The sequence below is a fragment of the Lentzea roselyniae genome (genome assembly GCF_039537795.1).
In the GTDB taxonomy this organism is placed as follows: Bacteria; Actinomycetota; Actinomycetes; order Mycobacteriales; family Pseudonocardiaceae; genus Lentzea; species Lentzea atacamensis.
On record NZ_BAABBE010000029.1, the window covers coordinates 93,601 to 113,024 of the forward strand.

The window sequence follows — 19,424 nt, forward strand, 5'->3', positions numbered from 1 at the left end:
TCTCACCACTGGATGTCGGCGAGGCTCCCCAGCGGCTTGCGCTCCGTCTCGTCGAGCAGCTGCACCGACGCGGTGTCGGCGGCGTGCAGCTCGGCGGGGAAGGTGAGGCTCACGCGCTTCTCCAGCTCGGTCAGCGACACCTGGAACACGCGGAACTCGTCCAGGTCGAGCGCTTCTGCCAGGACGAGGTTCTGCGTGAGCAGGAAAGCGCTGCACCGCAGCTCGCCGTTCACCACGAACGCGATCGCCTTGTAGAACTCGCGCGGGATCGCGACGCCGCGGAACACCCGGTCGTCGGCGTTGAAGACCGGGCCGCCGTAGACGCTGACCTTGAGGTTGTCCACGTCGACGTCGGCGAGCACCGCCTCTTCCAGCCGGCCCCAGAGCCCTTCCTTCGTGCTCTGGTTGAAGTCGTCCATCTGCGGCGTGATGTTCGTGAAGAAGAACGAGTCCCTGTTCGCCCTCTGCGCCTCCGCCTTCGGGCCCCAGAGCAGGTCGGCGCGGCGGGCGAGGTGGCCGCGGTCGAGCCTGTTGTCGCGGTAGAGCTCGTCGCCGGTCTGGAACTCGGCCGGAATCCGCGGGTCCTTGATGAACGGGATGTTGCTGCGGCTGAGGGCCTTCAGGTCACCACCGTCGATGTTCCACGCGACCCAGCTCGCGAACTTGCGCGACTTGCTCATCGCGAGCGAGAAGTGCGTGTAGTCGATCGTGGTCGAGCCGTTGAGCTCGACCGCGTCGGCTGCTCCCGATTCGGTCAGGACCGGGATTCCCGCGTCGGTGCCGAGAAACGTCGCGTCGAAACCGATCTTCACGGCTGTGCTGGTCATGGTCGCCCCCTACTGGTTCATCTTCAGGGTCGACTCATCTCATATCGCCGTTACCCGGATACACCCGAACGGCCCAGTGTTCACGAGGTCTTCTTGACCAGTTTGCCGTCCGGGGCGATCGCGAACCACTCGTCGTCGACGCCCTGGCCGTTGAGGTCACCGGGAACCTGGTCTCCCACGTAGTAATAGAGCGGCCACTTTCCGTACACGGCCTGGGAGCTCTCCTCGATCTGGGAGACCAGCTTCGCGTCCGCACCGTCCTTGGCCTCCACTTCGGACTGCGCGGTGAGGGCGGGCCAGACGGCGATGCAGTCGGCGTCGCACGCGTTGGACTTGTTCTCGTCCTTGGTGAACGCGTAGAGCGTGCGTCCCGATTGGTCGACCAGGATCGGCCCGAGGTCGGACTGCGCGATCTTCACCTCGGCCTTCACCGGCACCTCCTGCTGCGCAACCTGTTGCGGCGCCTCGTTTCCGCAGGCCACCAGCATCGCGAGCAGTGCCGGCAAAGCGAGAATTCCCATACGTGCGCGCATCTTCTTCTCCTAGCGGTGTGTCCCTGTTCCGACGTCGACACGTCCGCGGACGCCGTTCGGTTCACCGGCACGAACTTGTTTGAACCGAATCCGATCTGCATCCGTGTTGGTGGCGTCGGGTCCGCCAGACCCCCCGACTCCCACTGAGGAGCCTTGGAGTACATCCCATGTCTGCCAACAAAACTGTCGCTGCCGCATGCCTGCTGGGCGCTGCGCTCGGCCTGGGAGTGGTGACGCCGGCGTCCGCCGCCCAGGACGCCGTGACCGTGAAGATCACCAACCAGGCCGGCTACGAGGCCACCTTCTGCGCCGCGGACGTCCTCGAAGGGCGTTGCCTGGACGGCGCGAGGAAGGGCGAGTCGCGCACCTTCACCGTGAAGCCGGGCAACGGCCCGATCGAGGTCCGCGTGGTCGTGAAGAACGGCGGTTCGGTCTTCCAGAACTTCACCGCGGACGGCCCCGCGCTGAACATCGACGCGGGTGGTTCGGCCGACAAGCCGACCGCCACCAGGGCCGGTGGCGGCCACGGCGGCCACGACCCCGCCCCCACGCAACCGGCCCCGGACCAGGCCAAGCCCAGCCCCGTGAAGGGCAAGCCCTTCTTCTTCTCCGCCGACCTCGACGGCAAGCAGGAAGTCCCCACGCCGGGCGGTCCTGCCGTGGGTGACGCGGACGGATCCGCCAGGGCGCTGGTCGAGGTCCGCGGTGACCGGGTGACTTACGCGATCGAGTGGAAGAAGACGGCCCAGCTCACGCTCGGCCACCTCCACCAGGGCGTGGCCGGCCAGAACGGCCCGGTGAAGGTCAACCTCTTCACGACGCCGATGCCGGAGACGCTGTCCGCGGCCGCCGGCCAGACCGTGGTCGACCCGAAGCTGGCCGACGAGATCCGCAGGAACCCGGCCGGTTTCTACGTGAACCTGCACAGCACCGACCGGCCTGGCGGCGCTGTCCGCGCCCAGCTCAAGCCGCTCGGCAAGCAGGTCAACCCGCTCGACATCATCAAGGGTGGCAAGCTCCGCGCGTTCTCCAACGGCCGCAACGAGGTGCCGGTGCAGGACGGCCCGAAGGTCGGTGACCCCGACGGTCAGGCCATCACGTTCGTGCAGCCCAGCGGCACCGGTGTGGACTTCTCGCTGGCGTGGGTGAACATCGACGCGCCGACGCTCGGCCACGTGCACCAGGGCGCCAAGGGCGTCAACGGCCCGGTGAAGATCACGTTCTTCGGCACGGCCGTCCCGAACGGCGTCTTCGCGGTGTCCGGCACGGTCGCCGGTCTCGACAAGGCCGCTCTCGACGCGTTGAAGAAGTCGCCCAAGGACTTCTACTCGAACATCCACACCGGACAGTTCCCCGGCGGCGCGGTGCGCGGCCAGTTCACGACCCACTAGCAGTCTCGGGACCATCTGAATAGAGGCGCCGCGACCGCGACCCCCACGGTCGCGGCGCCTCGCCCTTCACGGAGTACGGTGCAGACAAGGCGCCGCTATCTCCCGACCAGCTCGACGGTCCTGCCTGCGCGGCGCGACTCGTCGACCCACTGGTCGATGGCCTGCCCGCAGGCCTGGTCGAGGTGCCGGACCCCGCTCAGGTCCATCCGGACGTGCTCGCGGTCGACCCGGTCCAGCGCGTCCAGCAGCCGGGGCAGTCGCAGGAAGGTCGCGTTTCCCTTGAGCGCGACCCCGTCCTTGGTGATGGTGACGGACAGGCGGGACACGTCCCAGGCCGTCTTCACGACGGCGGCCAGCAGGCCGATGAGCGTCCCGGTCAGCAGGTCCGTGGCCACGATGAGCCCTGCGGTCAGCACCAGCACAGCGCCTTCCGCCTTGTCGGTGCGCCACAACGTGATCACCTGCCTGCCGCCGAGCAGCTTCCACCCGGCGTGCACCAGCACCGCGGCCAGCACGGCGACGGGGATCAGCGTCAGCAGTCCGGGCAGCAACACCACGAACATCAACAACCACACGCCGTGCAGCACTCGCGAGGCCCTGGTTCGCGCACCGGCCTGGACGTTGGCCGCGCTGCGCACGATGACCGCCGTCATCGGCAACGCCCCGAGCAGGCCGCAGATCGAGTTGCCCACGCCCTGCGCCACGAGCTCGCGGTTGTACCGCGTGCGCGGCCCGGTGTGCATGCGATCAACCGCCGCCGCGCTGAACATGCTCTCCGCCGACGCCACGAGGGCGAACACCACCGCGGTACCCACGACTCCGGTGTCCAGCAACGAGAAGTCCGGCAGGTGCACGTCCGCCGAGAGAGTGCCGACCTCGATCCGTGTCACCGGCGAGCCGGACACCGCCGCCACCACCGTGCACACGACCACACCGACGAGGATGCCGGGCACCAGACGTAACCGGGTTCGTTGCCACAGCAGCATGATCACCACGGTGAGCAGGCCCAGCGCCAACGCCACCGGCGACACCACCAGGTGCTTCACCTGTCCGAACACCAGCACCAGCCCGATGCCCGCCAGCATCCCCTGCACGACCGACGGCGAGATCGCGCGGAACCACCGCCCGCACCGGGCCAGGCCCAGCGCGATCTGCAGCAACCCGGCGCCGAGAACGATCACACCCAGCGCCTGGATGCCGTGCTGTGCCACGGCATCCGCCACCAGCACCGTGAGCCCCGCCGCCGGCCCGCTCACCTGCATCGTGCTCCCCGGCAACAGCCCGACGACGATGCCGCCGACCACACCGGTCACGATGCCGAGCTCGGCCGGCACCCCGGACGCCACCGCCACACCAACGCACAGCGGCAGCGCCACGAGGAACACGACGACCGACGCACCGAGATCGGCCCAGTACTTCTTCATGTCCGTGCAACCCTTACAGCGGAAGGAAAGCGTGTTCGGCACACGCGGAAACTTCACCGGTCTCGATGTCGTAGAACCAGCCGTGCACCCGCAGCTCGCCCGCCGCCACCTTCTCGGCGACGAACGGGTACGCCAGCAGCACCTCGAGCTGCCCCCGCACGTGCTCCTGCCCCTCGGCCCGCATCGCCGGATCACCCGGCTGCCTGGTCCGCTGCCGTGGCCGCAGCCATCCCCGCATCGCCGGCAGGTGGTCGATCTTCGCGCCGTTCAACACCGTGACCGCACCGCAGTGCGAGTGACCGCAGACGACGATCTCGCTGACCCCGAGCTGCAGCACCGCGAACTCGATCGTGGCCATCTCGCTGGACGGCGCCGTCAGCGAGTACGGCGGGATGACGTTGCCCGCGGTACGCAACTCGAAGAGCGAGCCCGGCTCGGCCCCGGTGATCTCGGCCGTCACGATGCGCGAGTCGGCACACGTGATGAACATCGTCGTGGGCTGCTGCCCGGCCGCGAGCCTCTTGCCGGCGGCGCGCGACCGCGACTTGGCGTGTGCGCGGGCATGCTGAACAAAGCGGTGGAAGTCCATGGAAATCCCTCACTGCCGATGAGATGTGTTCGGTTCTGATCAGTGTCATTTGTCCTGGCACGATCCGGTTTTCAGCCGACGAGAAGCGTGTCGGCTCAAAACCGGAGGCGGGACCGATCAGTTCCGGAACACCTGCAGTGCGGGCGGTGTGCGCCAAACCGTCATGGGTTCGGCCGCGGACACCAGCACGACGCCGGCCACCTCGCGGGGCGCGAACACCGGCACCTCCGCCGGACGCGCCACGCTGGACACCCGCTCGACGGACGCGGCCGGCACTCGCAACCGGCTCGTCTCGCGCTCCTCTCGGGGCGCTTCCTCCTTGGGCACAGAGGTCTTGGACTTCGGCGGCGGCGCGCCGATCGACGCGGGCGTGACGGCCGGGGCCAGCACGGCGCACAGGGCGATCACGACGGCCAGCAGAACGCTGCGCATGCTCACCCACCCCCGACCGAGATGATCTACGGCCTCCAGTTTCGCCCGAACCGGACAACCTTCGCGATATACGAGACGCAGATCGCCCGTATCAAGCACCAGTTTCACCCGAAAGTGCTTCCGGGTGTCACGCGCTGAAACGGCCCGTCGAGCCGTACAGAAGCGGCGTCACGGTGCCGTCCTCACGATCGGGTGCGGCAGGCGGCGGAGCTCTACCGCGGTCAGGGCAGGGGCGCGCAGCTCGCGGAGGTCACCGCGCTGCTGGGCTGATGCCGAACTTCTCCTCGGCCATCCGCCAGAACGCGGGCACCGCGTCCGCGACCGGGTGCTGCTGAACCTCCTCACGCCCGTGCCTGCGTTTCTTGCGGCCGAAGAAGGTCAGCGCGAAGCAGCCGTCGTCGACGGGCGCCATGGTCGACGGGGAGATCACCTTGATGGTCTCGTAGTGCCCGTTCTTCGTCTCGAGTGACACCACGACGAGGTCGTGCATCGAGGTGATCACGCCCAGGCGGTCCGCCACGCCGCTCGCACGGACATTCGCGACGATGTCGCGCAGGTACTGGTGCGACTCGAATCCTTCGTTGTCCCGGCGCAGTTCGTCGTACCACTCGGCCACGGCGTCCCAGGTGGTGCCGCGGAACTCACCGCGGATCGAAGCGAACGCGAGCGGGAACACCTTCATGCGCATCGACACCAGAGAAGGCGAACGCCCCGGTCGACGTCGTTGTCGGCCGGGGCGTCATGCTGCTCTCCGCGGGTCTGACGCCGTTGTCAGACCACAGCGAGCGGAAGCTGGTTCGGGATGACCGGCGAAGGCAGGTTCGAGGAGCCCGTGAGGAAGTTGTCCACGGCGTGCGCCACGGACCGGCCCTCCGCGATCGCCCACACCACGAGCGAAGCGCCGCGGTGCGCGTCGCCGCACACGAACACGCCGGGCGCGGTCGTCTGCCAGTCGGAGCCGCACGAGATGGTGCCCCGCGTCGTCAGCGAGATGCCGAGGTCGTCAAGGAGCCGCATGTGCTCGACGCCCTCGAAGCCGATCGCCAGCAGCACCAGGTCCGCTGGCAGGACCTCGACCTCGTCGGACAGCGGCACGACCGAGCGGCGGCCGGACGAGTCCTTCTCGACGCGCACCTGCTGCAGCTCGATGAAGCGCACGTGACCGTCGTCGTCACCGACGAAGCGGCGGACCGCCACGGTGAAGCGGCGTTCGCCGGCTTCTTCGTGCGCCGGGTACGTGCGCAGGATGTGCGGCCACACCGGCCACGGCGAGCGCTCGTCGTCGCGCACGGTGGGCGGCATCGGGTACTGGTCGAGCTGCGTCACGGACAGCGCGCCCTGGCGGGTCGCGGTGCCGTAGCAGTCGGCGCCCGTGTCGCCACCGCCGATGACGATGACGTGCTTGCCCTCGGCCGAGATCGACGACGGGCCGTCGCCCTCGCACGCGCGGTTCGCGGGGACCAGGTGGTCCATCGCGAGGTGGATGCCCTTGAGCTCACGTCCGGGGGTCGCCTTGTCGTCCCGGCCGCGCAGCGCGCCGACGGCCAGCACGACCGCGTCGAACTCGGCGCGCAGCTGCTCGACGGTGATGTCGACGCCGACCTCGCAGCCGGTCACGAACTTGGTGCCCTCACGACGGAGTTGCGCCAGGCGCCGGTCGAGGACCTTCTTCTCCATCTTGAACTCGGGGATGCCGTACCGCAGCAGGCCGCCGAGCCGGTCATCCCGTTCGTACACCACGACCTCGTGCCCGGCACGGGTCAGCTGCTGGGCGGCGGCCAGACCGGCGGGGCCGGAGCCGACGACCGCGACGCGCTTGCCGGAGGACACGGCGGCGGTCGACGGCTGGACGTAGCCGTTCTCCCACGACATGTCCGCGATCGTCTCTTCGACGCGCTTGATCGCGACGGCGCCACCCGCGTCGTGCGAGATCGCCAGCACGCAGGCGGCCTCACACGGCGCCGGGCACAGCCGGCCCGTGAACTCCGGGAAGTTGTTGGTGGCGTGCAGGCGGTCCGAGGCGAGCTCCCAGTCGCCGCGGCGGACCAGGTCGTTCCACTCGGGGATCAGGTTCCCGAGCGGGCAGCCCGCGGTTCCGCTGTGGCAGAAGGGAATGCCGCAGTCCATGCAGCGCGTCGCCTGCGTGCGCACGGCGTCGTTGCGCTGGGCGGGGTCTTCCTGGAGGTAGACCTCGTTCCAGTCCTGCAACCGTTCCGGCTTCGGACGCTTCGGAGCGTCGGAGCGGGAGTACTTCATGAAACCCTGTGGATCAGCCACGAGACGCCTCCATGACAGCCGCGTCAACGTCCCGGCCCTCGGCGCGGGCGAGGCGCATGGCCTCGAGAACGCGCTGGTAGTCGCCGGGCATGACCTTCGTGAACGCACCGGCTCGACGGGTCCAGTCACCGAGCAGCGAAGCAGCGACGGCAGAGCCGGTGTGCTTGTGGTGCCTGGTGACGGCGTCCTTGAGCCAACGCAGGTCCTCGGCGTTGAGGCGCTGCAGTTGCACCATCTCCTGGTTCACCGACAACGGGTCCAGGTCGAGCACGTACGCGATACCGCCGGACATGCCGGCCGCGACGTTGCGCCCGGTCGGCCCGAGCACCACGGCCCGGCCACCGGTCATGTATTCGAACGCGTGGTCGCCCACGCCCTCGGCCACCAGCAGGGCGCCGGAGTTGCGGACGCAGAAGCGCTCGCCGACGCGGCCGCGCAGGAACACCTCGCCGGACGTGGCGCCGTAGCCGATCACGTTGCCCGCGATCACCTGGTCCTCGGCGCGGAACGGCGCGTCGTCGTGCGGGCGGACGATGATCCGGCCGCCGGACAGGCCCTTGCCGACGTAGTCGTTCGCGTCGCCGACCATCTCCAGCGTGATGCCGCGCGGCAGGAACGCGCCGAGCGACTGGCCGGCCGAGCCGGTCAGCTTCACCCGGATCGTGTCGTCCTCCAGGCCCTCGCCGCCGTAGCGGCGGGTGACCTCGGCGCCGAGCAGCGTGCCGACCGTGCGGTTGACGTTGCGGACGGGCAGCTCCAGGTTGACCTGGTGCGCGTCCTCCAGCGCCGCCTCGGCGAGCTGGATCAGCGTGCGGTCCAGCGCCTTGTCCAGGCCGTGGTCCTGGTCGCGGATCTTGCGCTTCGCCGTCGGGTACGGGGTTTCCGGCACCTCGAAGACCGGGTCCAGGTTCAGGCCCGCGGTCTTCCAGTGCTCGATCGCCTCGTCCTTGTCGAGCAGCTCGGCGTGTCCGACGGCCTCGTCGACCGTGCGGAAACCGAGCTCCGCCAGCAGTTCCCTTGCTTCCTGCGCGACGAACTCGAAGAAGTTCACCACGTGGTCGGCCTGGCCGGTGTAGCGGGCGCGCAGGTCCGGGTTCTGCGTGGCGACGCCGACCGGGCACGTGTCCAGGTGGCAGACGCGCATCATCACGCAGCCCGCGACGATCAGCGGTGCCGTGGCGAAGCCGAACTCCTCCGCGCCGAGCAGAGCGGCGACCACGACGTCGCGGCCGGTGCGCATCGCGCCGTCGACCTGGACGGTGATGCGGTCGCGCAGACCGTTGAGCAGCAGCGTCTGCTGGGTCTCGGCGAGGCCGATCTCCCACGGCGTTCCCGCGTGCTTGAGCGAGTTCATCGGCGAGGCACCCGTGCCGCCGTCGTAGCCGGAGATCAGCACGACGTCGGCGTGCGCCTTGGCGACACCGGCCGCGACCGTGCCGACACCGATCGACGAGACGAGCTTCACGTGAACCCGCGCCTGCTCGTTCGCGTTCTTCAGATCGTGGATGAGCTGCGCCAGGTCCTCGATCGAGTAGATGTCGTGGTGCGGCGGCGGCGAGATCAGGCCGACGCCCGGCGTGGAGTGCCGGGTGCGCGCGACCCACGGGTAGACCTTGAAGCCGGGCAGCTGGCCGCCCTCGCCGGGCTTCGCGCCCTGCGCCATCTTGATCTGGATGTCCGTGGAGTTCACGAGGTACTCGCTCGTGACGCCGAACCGTCCACTCGCGACCTGCTTGACCGCCGAACGGCGCTCGGGGTCGTACAGGCGCTCGCGGTCTTCGCCGCCCTCACCGGAGTTGGACCGGCCGCCGAGCCGGTTCATCGCGATGGCAAGGGTTTCGTGCGCCTCGGCCGAGATCGAGCCGTACGACATGGCGCCGGTGTTGAAGCGCTTGACGATCGAGCTGACCGGCTCGACCTCGTCGATCGGGATCGGCGTGCGGCCCTCGGTGCGGAACTTGAACAGGCCGCGCAACGTGCCGCCCAACCGCGAGAGGCGCTCGACCTCCGCGGTGTAGCGGCGGAAGACGTCCTCCTTGCGCGTCTTCGTGGCGTGCTGCAGCAGGAACACCGTCTCCGGCGTGAACAGGTGCAGCTCGCCCTCGCGGCGGTACTGGTAGTCGCCACCGACCTCGAGCCGGCGGTGCACGCGGTCGGTCGGGTTGTCCGGGTGCGCGCGGCGGTGGCGCAGCGCGACCTCCTCGGCCAGCACGTCCAGGCCGGCCCCGCCGAGCTTGGACTGCGTGCCGGTGAAGTACTCGTCCAGCAGGTCGTTCGACAGGCCGACCGCCTCGAAGACCTGCGCCGCGGTGTAGGCGCCGACCGTCGAGATGCCCATCTTCGACATGATCTTCAGGACGCCCTTCACGAGCGCCTTGACGTAGTTGCGGATCGCCTTGTGCGCGGGGACGCCGGTGATGGCGCCCTGGCTGATCAGGTCTTCGATCGTCTCGAACGCGAGGTACGGGTTCACCGCGGCGGCGCCGTAGCTCAGCAGCGCGGCGACGTGGTGGACCTCGCGGCAGTCGCCGGACTCGACGACGAGCGCGACGCGCAGGCGTTCCTTGGTGCGCACCAGATGGTGGTGCACCGCGGAGACGAGCAGCAGCGACGGGATCGGCGCCATGCGGTGGTCGGAGTCGCGGTCGCTGAGCACGAGCGTGCGCGCGCCGTTCGCGATGGCCTCGGAGGCCTCCCGGCGGACACGTTCGATGGCAGCCGCGAGAGCTTCGCCGCCGCCGTCCACCTCGTACAGTCCGGAGAGGACGGTGCAGGCGAAGCCCGGCAGGTCGCCGTCGTCGTTGATGTGGATGAGCTTGGCGAGCTCGTCGTTGTCGATGACCGGGTAGTCCAGCGTGACGTGGCGGCACGACACCGGGCCGGGGTCGAGCAGGTTCTGCTCAGGGCCCATCACGCGCTTGACGGACGTGACGATCTCTTCACGGATCGCGTCCAGCGGCGGGTTGGTGACCTGCGCGAAGTTCTGCACGAAGTAGTCGTAGAGCAGCCGGGAACGCTGCGACAGCGCGGCGACCGGGGTGTCCGTGCCCATGGAGCCCAGCGGCTCCTGGCCCGTGATCGACATGGGCGTGAGCAGGATCCGCAGCTCCTCCTCGGTGTAGCCGAAGGTGAGCTGGCGGCGCAGGACGGACTCGTGGCTCTGCACCACGTGCTCGCGGTCCTGCAGGTCGGCGAGGTCGAGCAGGCCGGCGTGCAGCCACTCGTCGTAGGGCAGCTCCGACGCGAGGTTCGACTTGAACTCGTCGTCGTCGATGATGCGGCCCTCGGTGGTGTCCACCAGGAACATGCGGCCCGGCTGCAGGCGGCCCTTCGCGACCACCTGGTCGGACGGCACGTCGAGCACACCGGTCTCGGACGCCAGCACGACGCGGCCGTCCGCGGTCTGCCACCAGCGGGCGGGACGCAGGCCGTTGCGGTCGAGCACCGCGCCGACGATCTCGCCGTCGGTGAAGGTGACACAGGCCGGGCCGTCCCACGGCTCCATCAGCGAGGCGTGGAACTGGTAGAACGCACGGCGCTTCGGATCCATCGTGGCGTGGTTCTCCCACGCCTCCGGGATCATCATCAGCACCGCGTGCGGCAGGCTGCGGCCACCGAGGTGCAGCAGCTCCAGCACCTCGTCGAAGCTCGCCGAGTCCGACCCCTCGGGGTCGCAGATCGGGAAGAGCCGGGCGAGGTCACCGGGAATGAGATCGCTGTCCAGCAACGCCTCGCGGGCGCGCATGCGGTTGCGGTTGCCGCGGACGGTGTTGATCTCACCGTTGTGCGCGACGAACCGGAACGGGTGCGCGAGCGGCCACGAGGGGAACGTGTTCGTGGAGAAACGGCTGTGCACCAACGCGATCGCCGTGTAGAGGCGCTCGTCGTGCAGGTCCGGGAAGAACGCCGGCAGCTGCTCGGTCGTCAGCATTCCCTTGTAGACGATCGTGCGCGCGGACAGCGACGGGAAGTACACGCTGCCCTCGTGCTCGACCCGCTTGCGCAGGCAGAAGGCCAGGCGGTCCAGCCCGATGCCCTCCTCGTCCCGCGTGCCCTTGACGAACAGCTGCGCGAAGTGCGGCGCCACCGACATCGCGGTCGGGCCGACGTTGGCCTTCTCCGGGTCGACCGGAACGTCGCGCCAGCCCAGAACCTCGAGGTTCTCCTCCTCGGCGATGCGCTCGATCTCCCGCATCGCCTTCGCGCGTTCTTCGGCCTCAAACGGCAGGAAAGCGATTCCCGCCGCGTACCGCCCGCGTTCCGGCAGGTCGAACTCGACCACGGCACGCAGGAACTCGTCCGGCAGCTGCAGGAGGATGCCAGCACCGTCACCCGAGGTGGGTTCGGCGCCGGCGGCACCGCGATGCTCCAGGTTCGCGAGCGCTGTCAGGGCATCGATCACGATGCCGTGCGAACGCCTGCCCTGGATGTCGGCCACCATGGCGACACCACAGGCGTCGCGCTCGTCAGACGGGTCGTAAAGACCCTGGGGGCCGGGGATGGCGGAGAAGATCACTGCGCAGACCTCCTTCGTCGTCCTCGCGTAAAGAACTAAAGTCCTCGTGCTCAGACCTCGAACCAACAGGTGGAGCACGGGACGACGATGGCCCGCGTGTTGACGCGACTTTAACAGCCGCGAAACCCAGGTACACCCGCCAATGGGTGATCTAGGTCATGGATGTGTAACGATTCCCCACAGCTGAGCGACATTGCGGCCGACGTCGGCGTTCGTTACAGCCGGGTTAGCGTAACCGAACGTTCAACATCAGCGAGTCCGATGAGAGTTCCGTGACATTCACGGTTTACCACTGGATCCGCTGGGCACCCGAGCCTTCTGGCTGGTCAGCCGCCTGCCGTCTCAGTTAGCGGACGCTCACACCACGGCCTGTGACCGGGTGCGCACCGTCCATTCCGGCGGCCGCCGATTGTTCCCCACCAAACGAGACCGAGGCCCCGTTCACCCCGCGCCGCATGCGGGGAGAGCGAGGCCTCGGCATTCACGAGGACCTGCTGGTCTCGTGGCAGGGGACGGGAAGAGACGTCCCCTGCCACGGACGTTTCTCAGTGGGCAACCGCCACCTTGTCCGCCTCCGAGTGCTGCTTCGCCAGCAGGTCGTCGACGTCGACCAGGTCGGGGTTGTTCAGCACCTCGTTCAGGCGTTCCTTGTCGAGGCCCTTCTGCCAGGCGGCGACGACGAGGGAGCCCACACCGTTGCCGATCACGTTGGTGATGGCGCGGGCCTCGGACATGAAGCGGTCGATGCCGACGATCAGCGCGATGCCGACGGCGGGGATGGCGCTGTGGGCCTCGAAGGCCTGCAGCGACGCGGCCAGGGTGACGAGGCCGGCACCGGTGACGCCCGCCGCGCCCTTCGACGCGATCAGCATGAACAGCAGCAGGCCGATCTGCACGCCGAGCGACACGTCGTGACCGGTGGCCTGGGCGATGAAGATCGCGCCCATCGTCAGGTAGATGCACGTGCCGTCGAGGTTGAACGAGTACCCCGTCGGGATGGTGAGACCGACGACCGACTTCTGGGCGCCCGCCGCCTCCAGCTTGACCAGCATGCGCGGCAGCACCGACTCGCTGGACGACGTGCCGAGCACGATGAGGATCTCGTCCTTGATGTAGCGCAGGAACTTGAACAGGCTGAAGCCGGCGAACTTCGCGACGAGGCCGAGCACCACGATGACGAAGAGCAGGCACGTGGCGTAGAAGGAACCCATCAGCCACAACAGCTTGCCGATGACGCTGCCGCCGAACTTGCCGACGGTGTAGGCGATACCGCCGAAGGCACCGATCGGGGCGACGTACATGACGATCTTGATGATGCCGAACATGACCTTGGCGACGGTGTCCATCGCGGACACGACCTTGGCGCCGCGCTCACCCATGCCGGCGACCGCGATCGCCACGAGAATCGCGACGACGAGCACCTGGATCAGCTGGCCGTCGGTGAAGGCGCTGACGAACGACTTCGGCACCAGGCTGAGGATGAACCCGGTGACGCCGGTTTCGGCGCTGGCGGCGGACTTCAGCGTGGCGTCGGCCTGGCTCGCGTTGAGCGTGATCTCGCCGCCGTGGTGACCCGGCTGCACGATGTTCACGACGACGAGGCCGATGGCGAGAGCCACCGTGGTCATCGCGGTGAAGTAGAGCAGCGTCCGCAGCGCCAGCCCGCCCGCCTTGGCCAGGTTTCCGAGACCGGCGATGCCGACGATGATCGTCGCGAAGATGGTCGGCGCGATGACGACCTTGACGAGGTTGACGAACAGGTCGGCGAGCCACTTCATCTCGGATGCCTGTTTGGGGAACAGGAAGCCGACGGCGGCGCCCAGCACGATGGAGACCAGCACCCAGAAGTACAGGTGCTTGTAGATCGGTTTGCGGCCTGTGGTGGTGGTCGCCACTGTTCCTCCTCGAACATCGCGTTGGGAGTGAGGGTGAGCCGCGCCACGGGCAGCGACAAGGCAACGCACGGAAACTTCAGACAGCTCTGACGTAACGGCTAGTCTTCATCTGTGTCGCTCAGCCGTCGCACACTTCTGCTAGGGGCAACCCTCGCTTTCGCGGGGTGCACCCAGCGCAAGGTCGAGGCGCCTCCGGAACTGGTGCTCGCGACCGGGCCGGACGGCGCGGTCTTCCGCGAGGTCGGAGGCGCGCTGGCGGAGGCACTGGCCGAGCAGCTGCCCGGCACGAAGGTCATCCCGCTGCCGACCGCCGCGTCGGTGGAGAACCTCCGGCTGCTGAGGTCCGGCGCGGCCCAGCTCGCCCTGTCCTCTTTGGACCCCATCGACAACCCCGAGAGCGTTCGCGCGGTCGGGCGGCTCTACGACAGCTTCATGCAGATCGCGGTGCCCGCGATCTCGCCGATCGAGAGGTTCCGCGACCTGGCCGGCAAGCGGATCTCATTGGGACCAACGGGTTCTGGCACCGAGTTCACCGGCACCCGGATGCTCAACCACTTCGGTGTGTCCGCATTGGACGAACGGATGGCGCACTCGGAGGCCTCGCGCCGGGTGGCCGAGGGCTCCCTGGACGCGATGCTCGCGCTCACCGGCATCCCGACGTCCGCGATCACCGACCTGCGCGGCAACGTGCGGCTGATCGACATCCCGGCGGAGGCGGCCGAGTTCGCCGACGCGTTCCGCGGCCCGTACATCCCGGCGACGATCCCCGCGAAGACCTACGAGGCGCTGCCGTCGAACCGGACGTTCGCGGTACCGAACCTGCTGCTCGCCCACGAGTCGCTGAGCGCGGACGTCGTCGAGGTCGTGACCCGCACGGTGTTCACCGAGACCGCGCGGATCGTGGAGGGCCACCCGGAGGCGGCGCGGATCAACGTCCGCACCGGCATCGCCACCGGCGAGGTGCCGCTGCACGACGGTGCCGCGCGGTGGTTCCGTTCGGTCAAGCGCTGAGGGCGACCTTCACGTCCAGCCCCGGCCCGGCGTCGTGCAGGGTGAGCGTGCCGCCCGCCGACTCGATCAGCTCCGCGCAGATGGCGAGCCCCATCCCGGTGCCCGCGATGTTCTGGTGCTTGGTGGCGCGCCAGAACCGCTGCAGGGCGTGCTCGCGTTCCTCGCCGGTCAGGCCCTCGCCGTTGTCGATGACGTGCAGCTCGCCGGGCTTGCCGGTGATCCGGACCTCGGTGGCGCCCGCGAGCCGGACCGCGTTGCTGACGAGCTCGTCCAGCACGCTGCCGAGCCCGCCGGGCGGTTCCTGCATGGTGAGGCCGGGCGGGACGTCGACGTCGAGCGTGATGCCCGACTTCGCCGCGAGCGCCTGCCAGGCGGGTTTGTGGGTCACGAGCAGCTGGTCGATGTCGACAGGCTCGGTCTTGCGCGCGCTGTCGAGGCGGGTGGCGGCGAGCAGCGTGTCGAGCACGCGGCCCATCTCCTCGGCCTCGTCGACGGCGATCTGGTGCGCCTCCCTGCCGTGCTCGCCGTCCACGTGCGGCGCGAGGTTGTCGACTGCCAGCCGGAGGCTCGCCAGTGGGTTGCGCAGCTGGTGCGATGCGTCGGCGACGAACGCCTTTTGCCTGTTCAGGGCCTTCCCGACGACGTCGACCATGGTGTTGAAGCTTCTGGCCAGCCTGCGCAGCTCGGGAGGCCCGCCGACCTCGTCCGCGCGCACGTCGAGGTTGCCCGCCGCGACCGCCGCGGTGGCGTCGTCGAGCCTGCGGACCGGCCGGAGCACCCACCGCGACATGGGCCAGGCGGCGGCGACCACGGCCAGCATCGGCGCGAGCCCGGCCAGCGCCATGAGCCCCCACTGGCGCAGCACCTCGGCTCTGAGCGCTCCCGTCGACGAGATCGTGACGACCGCGGCGACCGCCTCGCTGTCGCGCCCGACCGGCTCCACGACGACCATCGGGCCCGTCCGCCACGGCCAGCCCGAGTAGTCGGTGTCGGGCTGGATGCCGTTGAGCGCCTCGTTCAGGACCGCGACGACCTCGGGGTCGTTGGTCGGGTTGAAGCCGCGGCGCGAGGTGAGCAGGAGCCGCTTGTCCGCGCTGACCAGGGCGACGGGGATGTCGAAGAGCTGGTCGTAGCGCTGGATCTCCAGGTCGAGCGGGAGGAGCCGGTCCGACTGCAGGGCGCTCTCGGCCAGCGAGGCGAACCGTCGCGCGTCGCTCAGGCGGTCGAGGTAGGTGGTCTGCGTTTCGCGCTGCACCACCGCGGACGCCAGCGGGATGCCGAGCGCCGCGACCAGGGCGACGAGCAGCGGGACGGTGATGACGAGCAGTCGGCGGAGCATCAGCCGCGATTGTTCCGCACCTGCCTGTGCGTTGTCTCGCGGAGCTACGTCACCCCGCCAGCCGGTACCCCACGCCCCTGACCGTTTCGATCTTGACGTGCTCGCCCAGCTTGCCGCGCAACGCCGCGATGTGCGTGTCCAGCGTTCGTGACGGCGCCTCCCAGTGCGCCTGCCACACCTGGTCGACGATGAAGTCGCGGCTCACCACCTCGCCCGCCCTGGTCGCGAGCAGGGCGAGGAGGTCGAACTCCTTGCGCGTCAGCGACAGCGGTGTGCCCGCGAGCGTGACGGCTCGCGTGGACGTGGAGATCTGCAGCTCGCCGACCTGGATCGGGCCGTCGCTCTCCGGCTCTGCGCGGTGGGTGCGGGTCCTCCTGAGGACGGCTTCGATGCGCGCCAGCAGCTCGGACGTGCCGAACGGCTTCACCACGTAGTCGTCGGCGCCCGCACGCAGCCCGAGCACACGTTCGCGCTCCTCGCCACGCGCCGTCACCGTGATCACGGCGGTGCCCGGACGGTGCCGCAGCTCGCGCAGCACGTCCAGGCCGTCGCCGTCGGGCAGGCCGAGGTCGAGCAGCACGACGTCAGCCGGTGCGGCTCGCAGCGCGTCGGCGGCCGTGGCCACCCGATGCACCTCGTAGCCGGCGTGCCGCAGAGCGGTCAGCAGGCCTCTGGCCACCCGGTCGTCATCCTCGACGACGAGCACGCGCACAGATCACTCCGGTTTGACGGACTCCGGGGAGTTCTTCTCTTCCTTGACGTCGTCGTTCTGGTTCTCGGCGACGTCGTCGGCCGCGGGTTCCGCCGCGGGTCCCGCTTCTGGCTCCGCTTCCGGTTCCGCGGTGGCGCGCAGGGCCGCGACGTCCTCACGCTCGCCGCGCGACCTGGCGATGATGAAGTAGGCGACCGCACCGATGAAGACCAGCGCCGACACGAACACGTTGACGCGCGTGCCGAAGATCAGCGTCGCCTCGTCCGTGCGCATCATCTCGATCCAGAACCGCCCGGCCGTGTAGCCCGCGACGTACAGCGCGAAGACCCGCCCGTGGCCCAGCCGGAACTTGCGGTCGGCCCACACGATCAGCAGCGCGACACCGAGGTTCCACAGCAGCTCGTAGAGGAACGTGGGGTGCACGACCTGGATCGGCGTGTGGTCGATGGCCACACCGGCCAGCGCGTCCTCCCGCCCTTCCGGCGTGACGCGGCGGTAGATCTCCAGGCCCCAAGGCAGCGTCGTGTCGCCGCCGTAGAGCTCCTGGTTGAAGTAGTTGCCGAGCCGCCCGATGGCCTGCGCGACGACGATGCCGGGCGCCAGCGCGTCGGCCAGCGCCGGCAGCGGAATGCCCTTGCGGCGGCATCCGATCCACGCGCCCACGGCACCGAGCGCGATGGCGCCCCAGATGCCCAGGCCACCGTTCCAGATCTCCAGCGCCGCGAGGGGGTTCTTCCCGGGCCCGAAGTACTTCTGGTTGTCGGTGATGACGTGGTAGAGCCTGCCGCCGACGAGGCCGAACGGCACCGCCCACACGGCGATGTCGGTCACCTCGCCCTTGATGCCCCCGCGGGCCACCCAGCGGCGTTCGCCCCACCAGATGGCGACGATGATGCCGGCGATGATGCACAGCGCGTAGGCCCTGATGGGGAGCGGACCGAGGTACCACACACCTTGGTCGGGGCTCGGGATCGTGGCCAGGACGGCGTTCAACACAGCGCCCACCGTACCGGTGGGCTCGTTCACGTCTCGTTCGGACGCTCCTTCGTTAGGGGTTCGCGACCTTGATGGGCGTGATCGGAACGATCACGGCCTCTCCGCGGGCCGGGAATTCCCCAGACCTCCCGGCCTCGGCCTGGGGGGTTCGTGATCGCGGAGCCGACATACTCGGACGCGGTCCTCTGGCGGGCTCGCGAAAGGTCGGACATGACGGTCCTGGTGGTCGGCGGCGGTATCGGTGGCCTGGCAGCAGCGCTCGGGCTCGCACGGGCCGGGCACCGCGTGACGGTGCTCGAGGCCGCCGCGGTGTTCGAGGAGATCGGCGCCGGCATCCAGGTCGGGCCGAACGGGTTTCGCATGCTCGACGCGCTGGGCGTGGGGGCGGTGGTGCGGGCGCGGGCCGTGCACGTGGACGCGTTGCGGCTGCGGTGCGGGGTCTCCGGCGAGCTGATCGCCTCCTTGCCTCTCGACGAGGGCTTCCGGGAGCGGTTCGGCACGTATGCCGTGGTGCATCGCAGCGACGTGCTGACGCCGCTGCTCGACGCCTGTCAGGACGACGAGCGGGTCGACCTGCGGGTGAACAGCGGCGTGGAGGCCTACGCGCAGGACTCGGACGGCGTCACGGCGGTGCTGCGGTCGGGCGAGCTCGTGCAGGGGTCCGCGTTGATCGGCGCGGACGGGTTGCGGTCGGCGGTGCGGAGGCAGCTCGTGGGCGACGGGGATCCGCAGGTGTCCGGGCACACCACCTTCCGCGCGGTCATCCCCGCTCAGAACGTGCCGCGGGAACTGAAAGAGAACGTCGTCACGCTCTGGGCCGGGCCGCGCTACCACGTCGTCTGGTACGTGATCGCCGGTGGGCGGTACGTGAACCTGGTGGCCACCACCGACAACGGCGCCACCGATCCCCTGACCGGCAAGCCCGTCGAGCACGACGAGGTGGTGCGGCACTTCTCGCCGCTGTGCGACGACGCTGCACGCGTCATGGAGCTCGCCAGCGAGTGGCGGGCGTGGGTGTTGTGCGATCGGGCGCCGGTCACGACGTGGCAGGACTCGAGGGTCGTGCTGCTCGGGGACGCCGCCCATCCCGTGCTGCAGTACGCCGCTCAGGGCGCCTGTCAGGCGTTGGAGGACGCCGTGTGCCTCTCGTCCGTGTTCGACCCGAGGGACGTGAGCGGCTCTTTTGCCCGGTACGTGTCTCTGCGCGGAGAGCGGACCGCGCGCGTCCACCACGTCTCACGGCTGATGGGACGGGAGGTCTACCACCCGGCCGGTGACGCCGCCGCGGCACGTGACGCGATGTTCGCCTCGTGGACAACGGCCGACCTGCACGAACGGCTGGAGTGGTTGTACGGCTAGATGACTGATTCCGTGAAGTTCGGGTGAAGTCGGCCCGGTGCCGGGGCATGGGAGGAGGGTGTTCAAGATCAATGTGTGACGAAAGACCTGAACACCCTCCTTACCGCACTGTACGTGCTGGTC

Annotated in this window: 15 protein-coding genes; 3 read left to right on the plus strand and 12 right to left on the minus strand. The window is 69.1% G+C overall.

What is annotated here, in order from left to right:
- Positions 1 to 2: 2 nt before the first annotated feature.
- Entirely contained in the window at positions 3 to 827 is an 825-nt protein-coding gene (locus tag ABFX45_RS36630; protein ID WP_112230506.1) for a DNA/RNA non-specific endonuclease, read from the minus strand.
- Positions 828 to 907: 80 nt separating this feature from the next.
- Positions 908 to 1,360, minus strand: a complete 453-nt coding sequence (locus ABFX45_RS36635) for a COG4315 family predicted lipoprotein (protein ID WP_346135135.1) — start codon at positions 1,358 to 1,360, stop codon at positions 908 to 910.
- A 167-nt stretch (positions 1,361 to 1,527) separates the two neighbouring features.
- Between ABFX45_RS36635 and ABFX45_RS36640 the strand changes: the two genes are divergently transcribed.
- Positions 1,528 to 2,751 (plus strand): CHRD domain-containing protein, encoded by a 1,224-nt coding sequence (locus tag ABFX45_RS36640; RefSeq protein WP_346135137.1) that lies wholly within the window; start codon positions 1,528 to 1,530, stop codon positions 2,749 to 2,751.
- A gap of 95 nt (positions 2,752 to 2,846) precedes the next feature.
- Here the strand turns inward: ABFX45_RS36640 and ABFX45_RS36645 are convergent, their stop codons facing one another.
- The 7 genes from ABFX45_RS36645 to dctA form a co-directional block, all read right to left on the minus strand.
- Positions 2,847 to 4,175, minus strand: coding sequence for a SulP family inorganic anion transporter (locus ABFX45_RS36645; RefSeq protein ID WP_346135139.1), 1,329 nt, complete (start codon positions 4,173 to 4,175; stop codon positions 2,847 to 2,849).
- Positions 4,176 to 4,188: 13 nt separating this feature from the next.
- Positions 4,189 to 4,764 (minus strand): carbonic anhydrase, encoded by a 576-nt coding sequence (locus ABFX45_RS36650; RefSeq protein WP_346135141.1) that lies wholly within the window; start codon positions 4,762 to 4,764, stop codon positions 4,189 to 4,191.
- Positions 4,765 to 4,881: 117 nt separating this feature from the next.
- Positions 4,882 to 5,196, minus strand: coding sequence for a hypothetical protein (locus ABFX45_RS36655; RefSeq protein WP_109633466.1), 315 nt, complete (start codon positions 5,194 to 5,196; stop codon positions 4,882 to 4,884).
- Between the two features lie 250 nt (positions 5,197 to 5,446).
- Positions 5,447 to 5,884 (minus strand): hypothetical protein, encoded by a 438-nt coding sequence (locus tag ABFX45_RS36660; RefSeq protein WP_346135144.1) that lies wholly within the window; start codon positions 5,882 to 5,884, stop codon positions 5,447 to 5,449.
- A gap of 83 nt (positions 5,885 to 5,967) precedes the next feature.
- A complete protein-coding gene (locus ABFX45_RS36665; RefSeq protein WP_109633471.1) occupies positions 5,968 to 7,473 on the minus strand; it encodes a glutamate synthase subunit beta in 1,506 nt (501 codons plus the stop codon).
- Positions 7,466 to 11,989, minus strand: a complete 4,524-nt coding sequence (gene gltB / locus ABFX45_RS36670; RefSeq protein WP_346135146.1) for a glutamate synthase large subunit — start codon at positions 11,987 to 11,989, stop codon at positions 7,466 to 7,468. Before gltB ends, ABFX45_RS36665 begins: the two co-directional genes overlap by 8 nt.
- 545 nt (positions 11,990 to 12,534) lie before the next feature.
- Entirely contained in the window at positions 12,535 to 13,884 is a 1,350-nt protein-coding gene (gene dctA / locus ABFX45_RS36675) for a C4-dicarboxylate transporter DctA (protein ID WP_109633476.1), read from the minus strand.
- Positions 13,885 to 13,995: 111 nt separating this feature from the next.
- Between dctA and ABFX45_RS36680 the strand changes: the two genes are divergently transcribed.
- Complete coding sequence (locus ABFX45_RS36680) at positions 13,996 to 14,895, plus strand: TAXI family TRAP transporter solute-binding subunit (RefSeq protein WP_109633479.1); 900 nt, start codon at positions 13,996 to 13,998, stop codon at positions 14,893 to 14,895.
- Here ABFX45_RS36680 and ABFX45_RS36685 read toward each other — a convergent pair.
- Genes ABFX45_RS36685 through lgt form a run of 3 tightly spaced genes read right to left on the minus strand, consistent with a single transcriptional unit; the run spans position 14,885 to position 17,939 of the window.
- On the minus strand, positions 14,885 to 16,234 hold the full coding sequence (locus ABFX45_RS36685) for a sensor histidine kinase (RefSeq protein ID WP_112230527.1): 1,350 nt from the start codon (positions 16,232 to 16,234) through the stop codon (positions 14,885 to 14,887). The genes ABFX45_RS36680 and ABFX45_RS36685 overlap by 11 nt on opposite strands.
- A gap of 49 nt (positions 16,235 to 16,283) precedes the next feature.
- Complete coding sequence (locus tag ABFX45_RS36690) at positions 16,284 to 16,946, minus strand: response regulator transcription factor (RefSeq protein WP_109633481.1); 663 nt, start codon at positions 16,944 to 16,946, stop codon at positions 16,284 to 16,286.
- Between the two features lie 3 nt (positions 16,947 to 16,949).
- Positions 16,950 to 17,939, minus strand: a complete 990-nt coding sequence (gene lgt / locus ABFX45_RS36695; RefSeq protein WP_109635079.1) for a prolipoprotein diacylglyceryl transferase — start codon at positions 17,937 to 17,939, stop codon at positions 16,950 to 16,952.
- Positions 17,940 to 18,152: 213 nt separating this feature from the next.
- On the opposite strand from lgt, the gene ABFX45_RS36700 reads away from it, so the two are divergent.
- Entirely contained in the window at positions 18,153 to 19,301 is a 1,149-nt protein-coding gene (locus ABFX45_RS36700; protein WP_346135150.1) for an FAD-dependent monooxygenase, read from the plus strand.
- The last annotated feature ends 123 nt before the right edge of the window (positions 19,302 to 19,424 follow it).

Bases quoted from the DNA above. Each gene is read 5' to 3' on its own strand.
- ABFX45_RS36630 (WP_112230506.1), bottom strand. From the start codon at position 827: ATGACCAGCACAGCCGTGAAGATCGGTTTCGACGCGACGTTTCTCGGC.
- ABFX45_RS36650 (WP_346135141.1), bottom strand. From the start codon at position 4,764: ATGGACTTCCACCGCTTTGTTCAGCATGCCCGCGCACACGCCAAGTCG.
- ABFX45_RS36685 (WP_112230527.1), bottom strand. From the start codon at position 16,234: ATGCTCCGCCGACTGCTCGTCATCACCGTCCCGCTGCTCGTCGCCCTG.
- ABFX45_RS36700 (WP_346135150.1), top strand. From the start codon at position 18,153: ATGACGGTCCTGGTGGTCGGCGGCGGTATCGGTGGCCTGGCAGCAGCG.
- ABFX45_RS36645 (WP_346135139.1), bottom strand. From the start codon at position 4,175: ATGAAGAAGTACTGGGCCGATCTCGGTGCGTCGGTCGTCGTGTTCCTC.
- ABFX45_RS36660 (WP_346135144.1), bottom strand. From the start codon at position 5,884: ATGCGCATGAAGGTGTTCCCGCTCGCGTTCGCTTCGATCCGCGGTGAG.
- ABFX45_RS36635 (WP_346135135.1), bottom strand. From the start codon at position 1,360: ATGCGCGCACGTATGGGAATTCTCGCTTTGCCGGCACTGCTCGCGATG.
- ABFX45_RS36640 (WP_346135137.1), top strand. From the start codon at position 1,528: ATGTCTGCCAACAAAACTGTCGCTGCCGCATGCCTGCTGGGCGCTGCG.
- ABFX45_RS36655 (WP_109633466.1), bottom strand. From the start codon at position 5,196: ATGCGCAGCGTTCTGCTGGCCGTCGTGATCGCCCTGTGCGCCGTGCTG.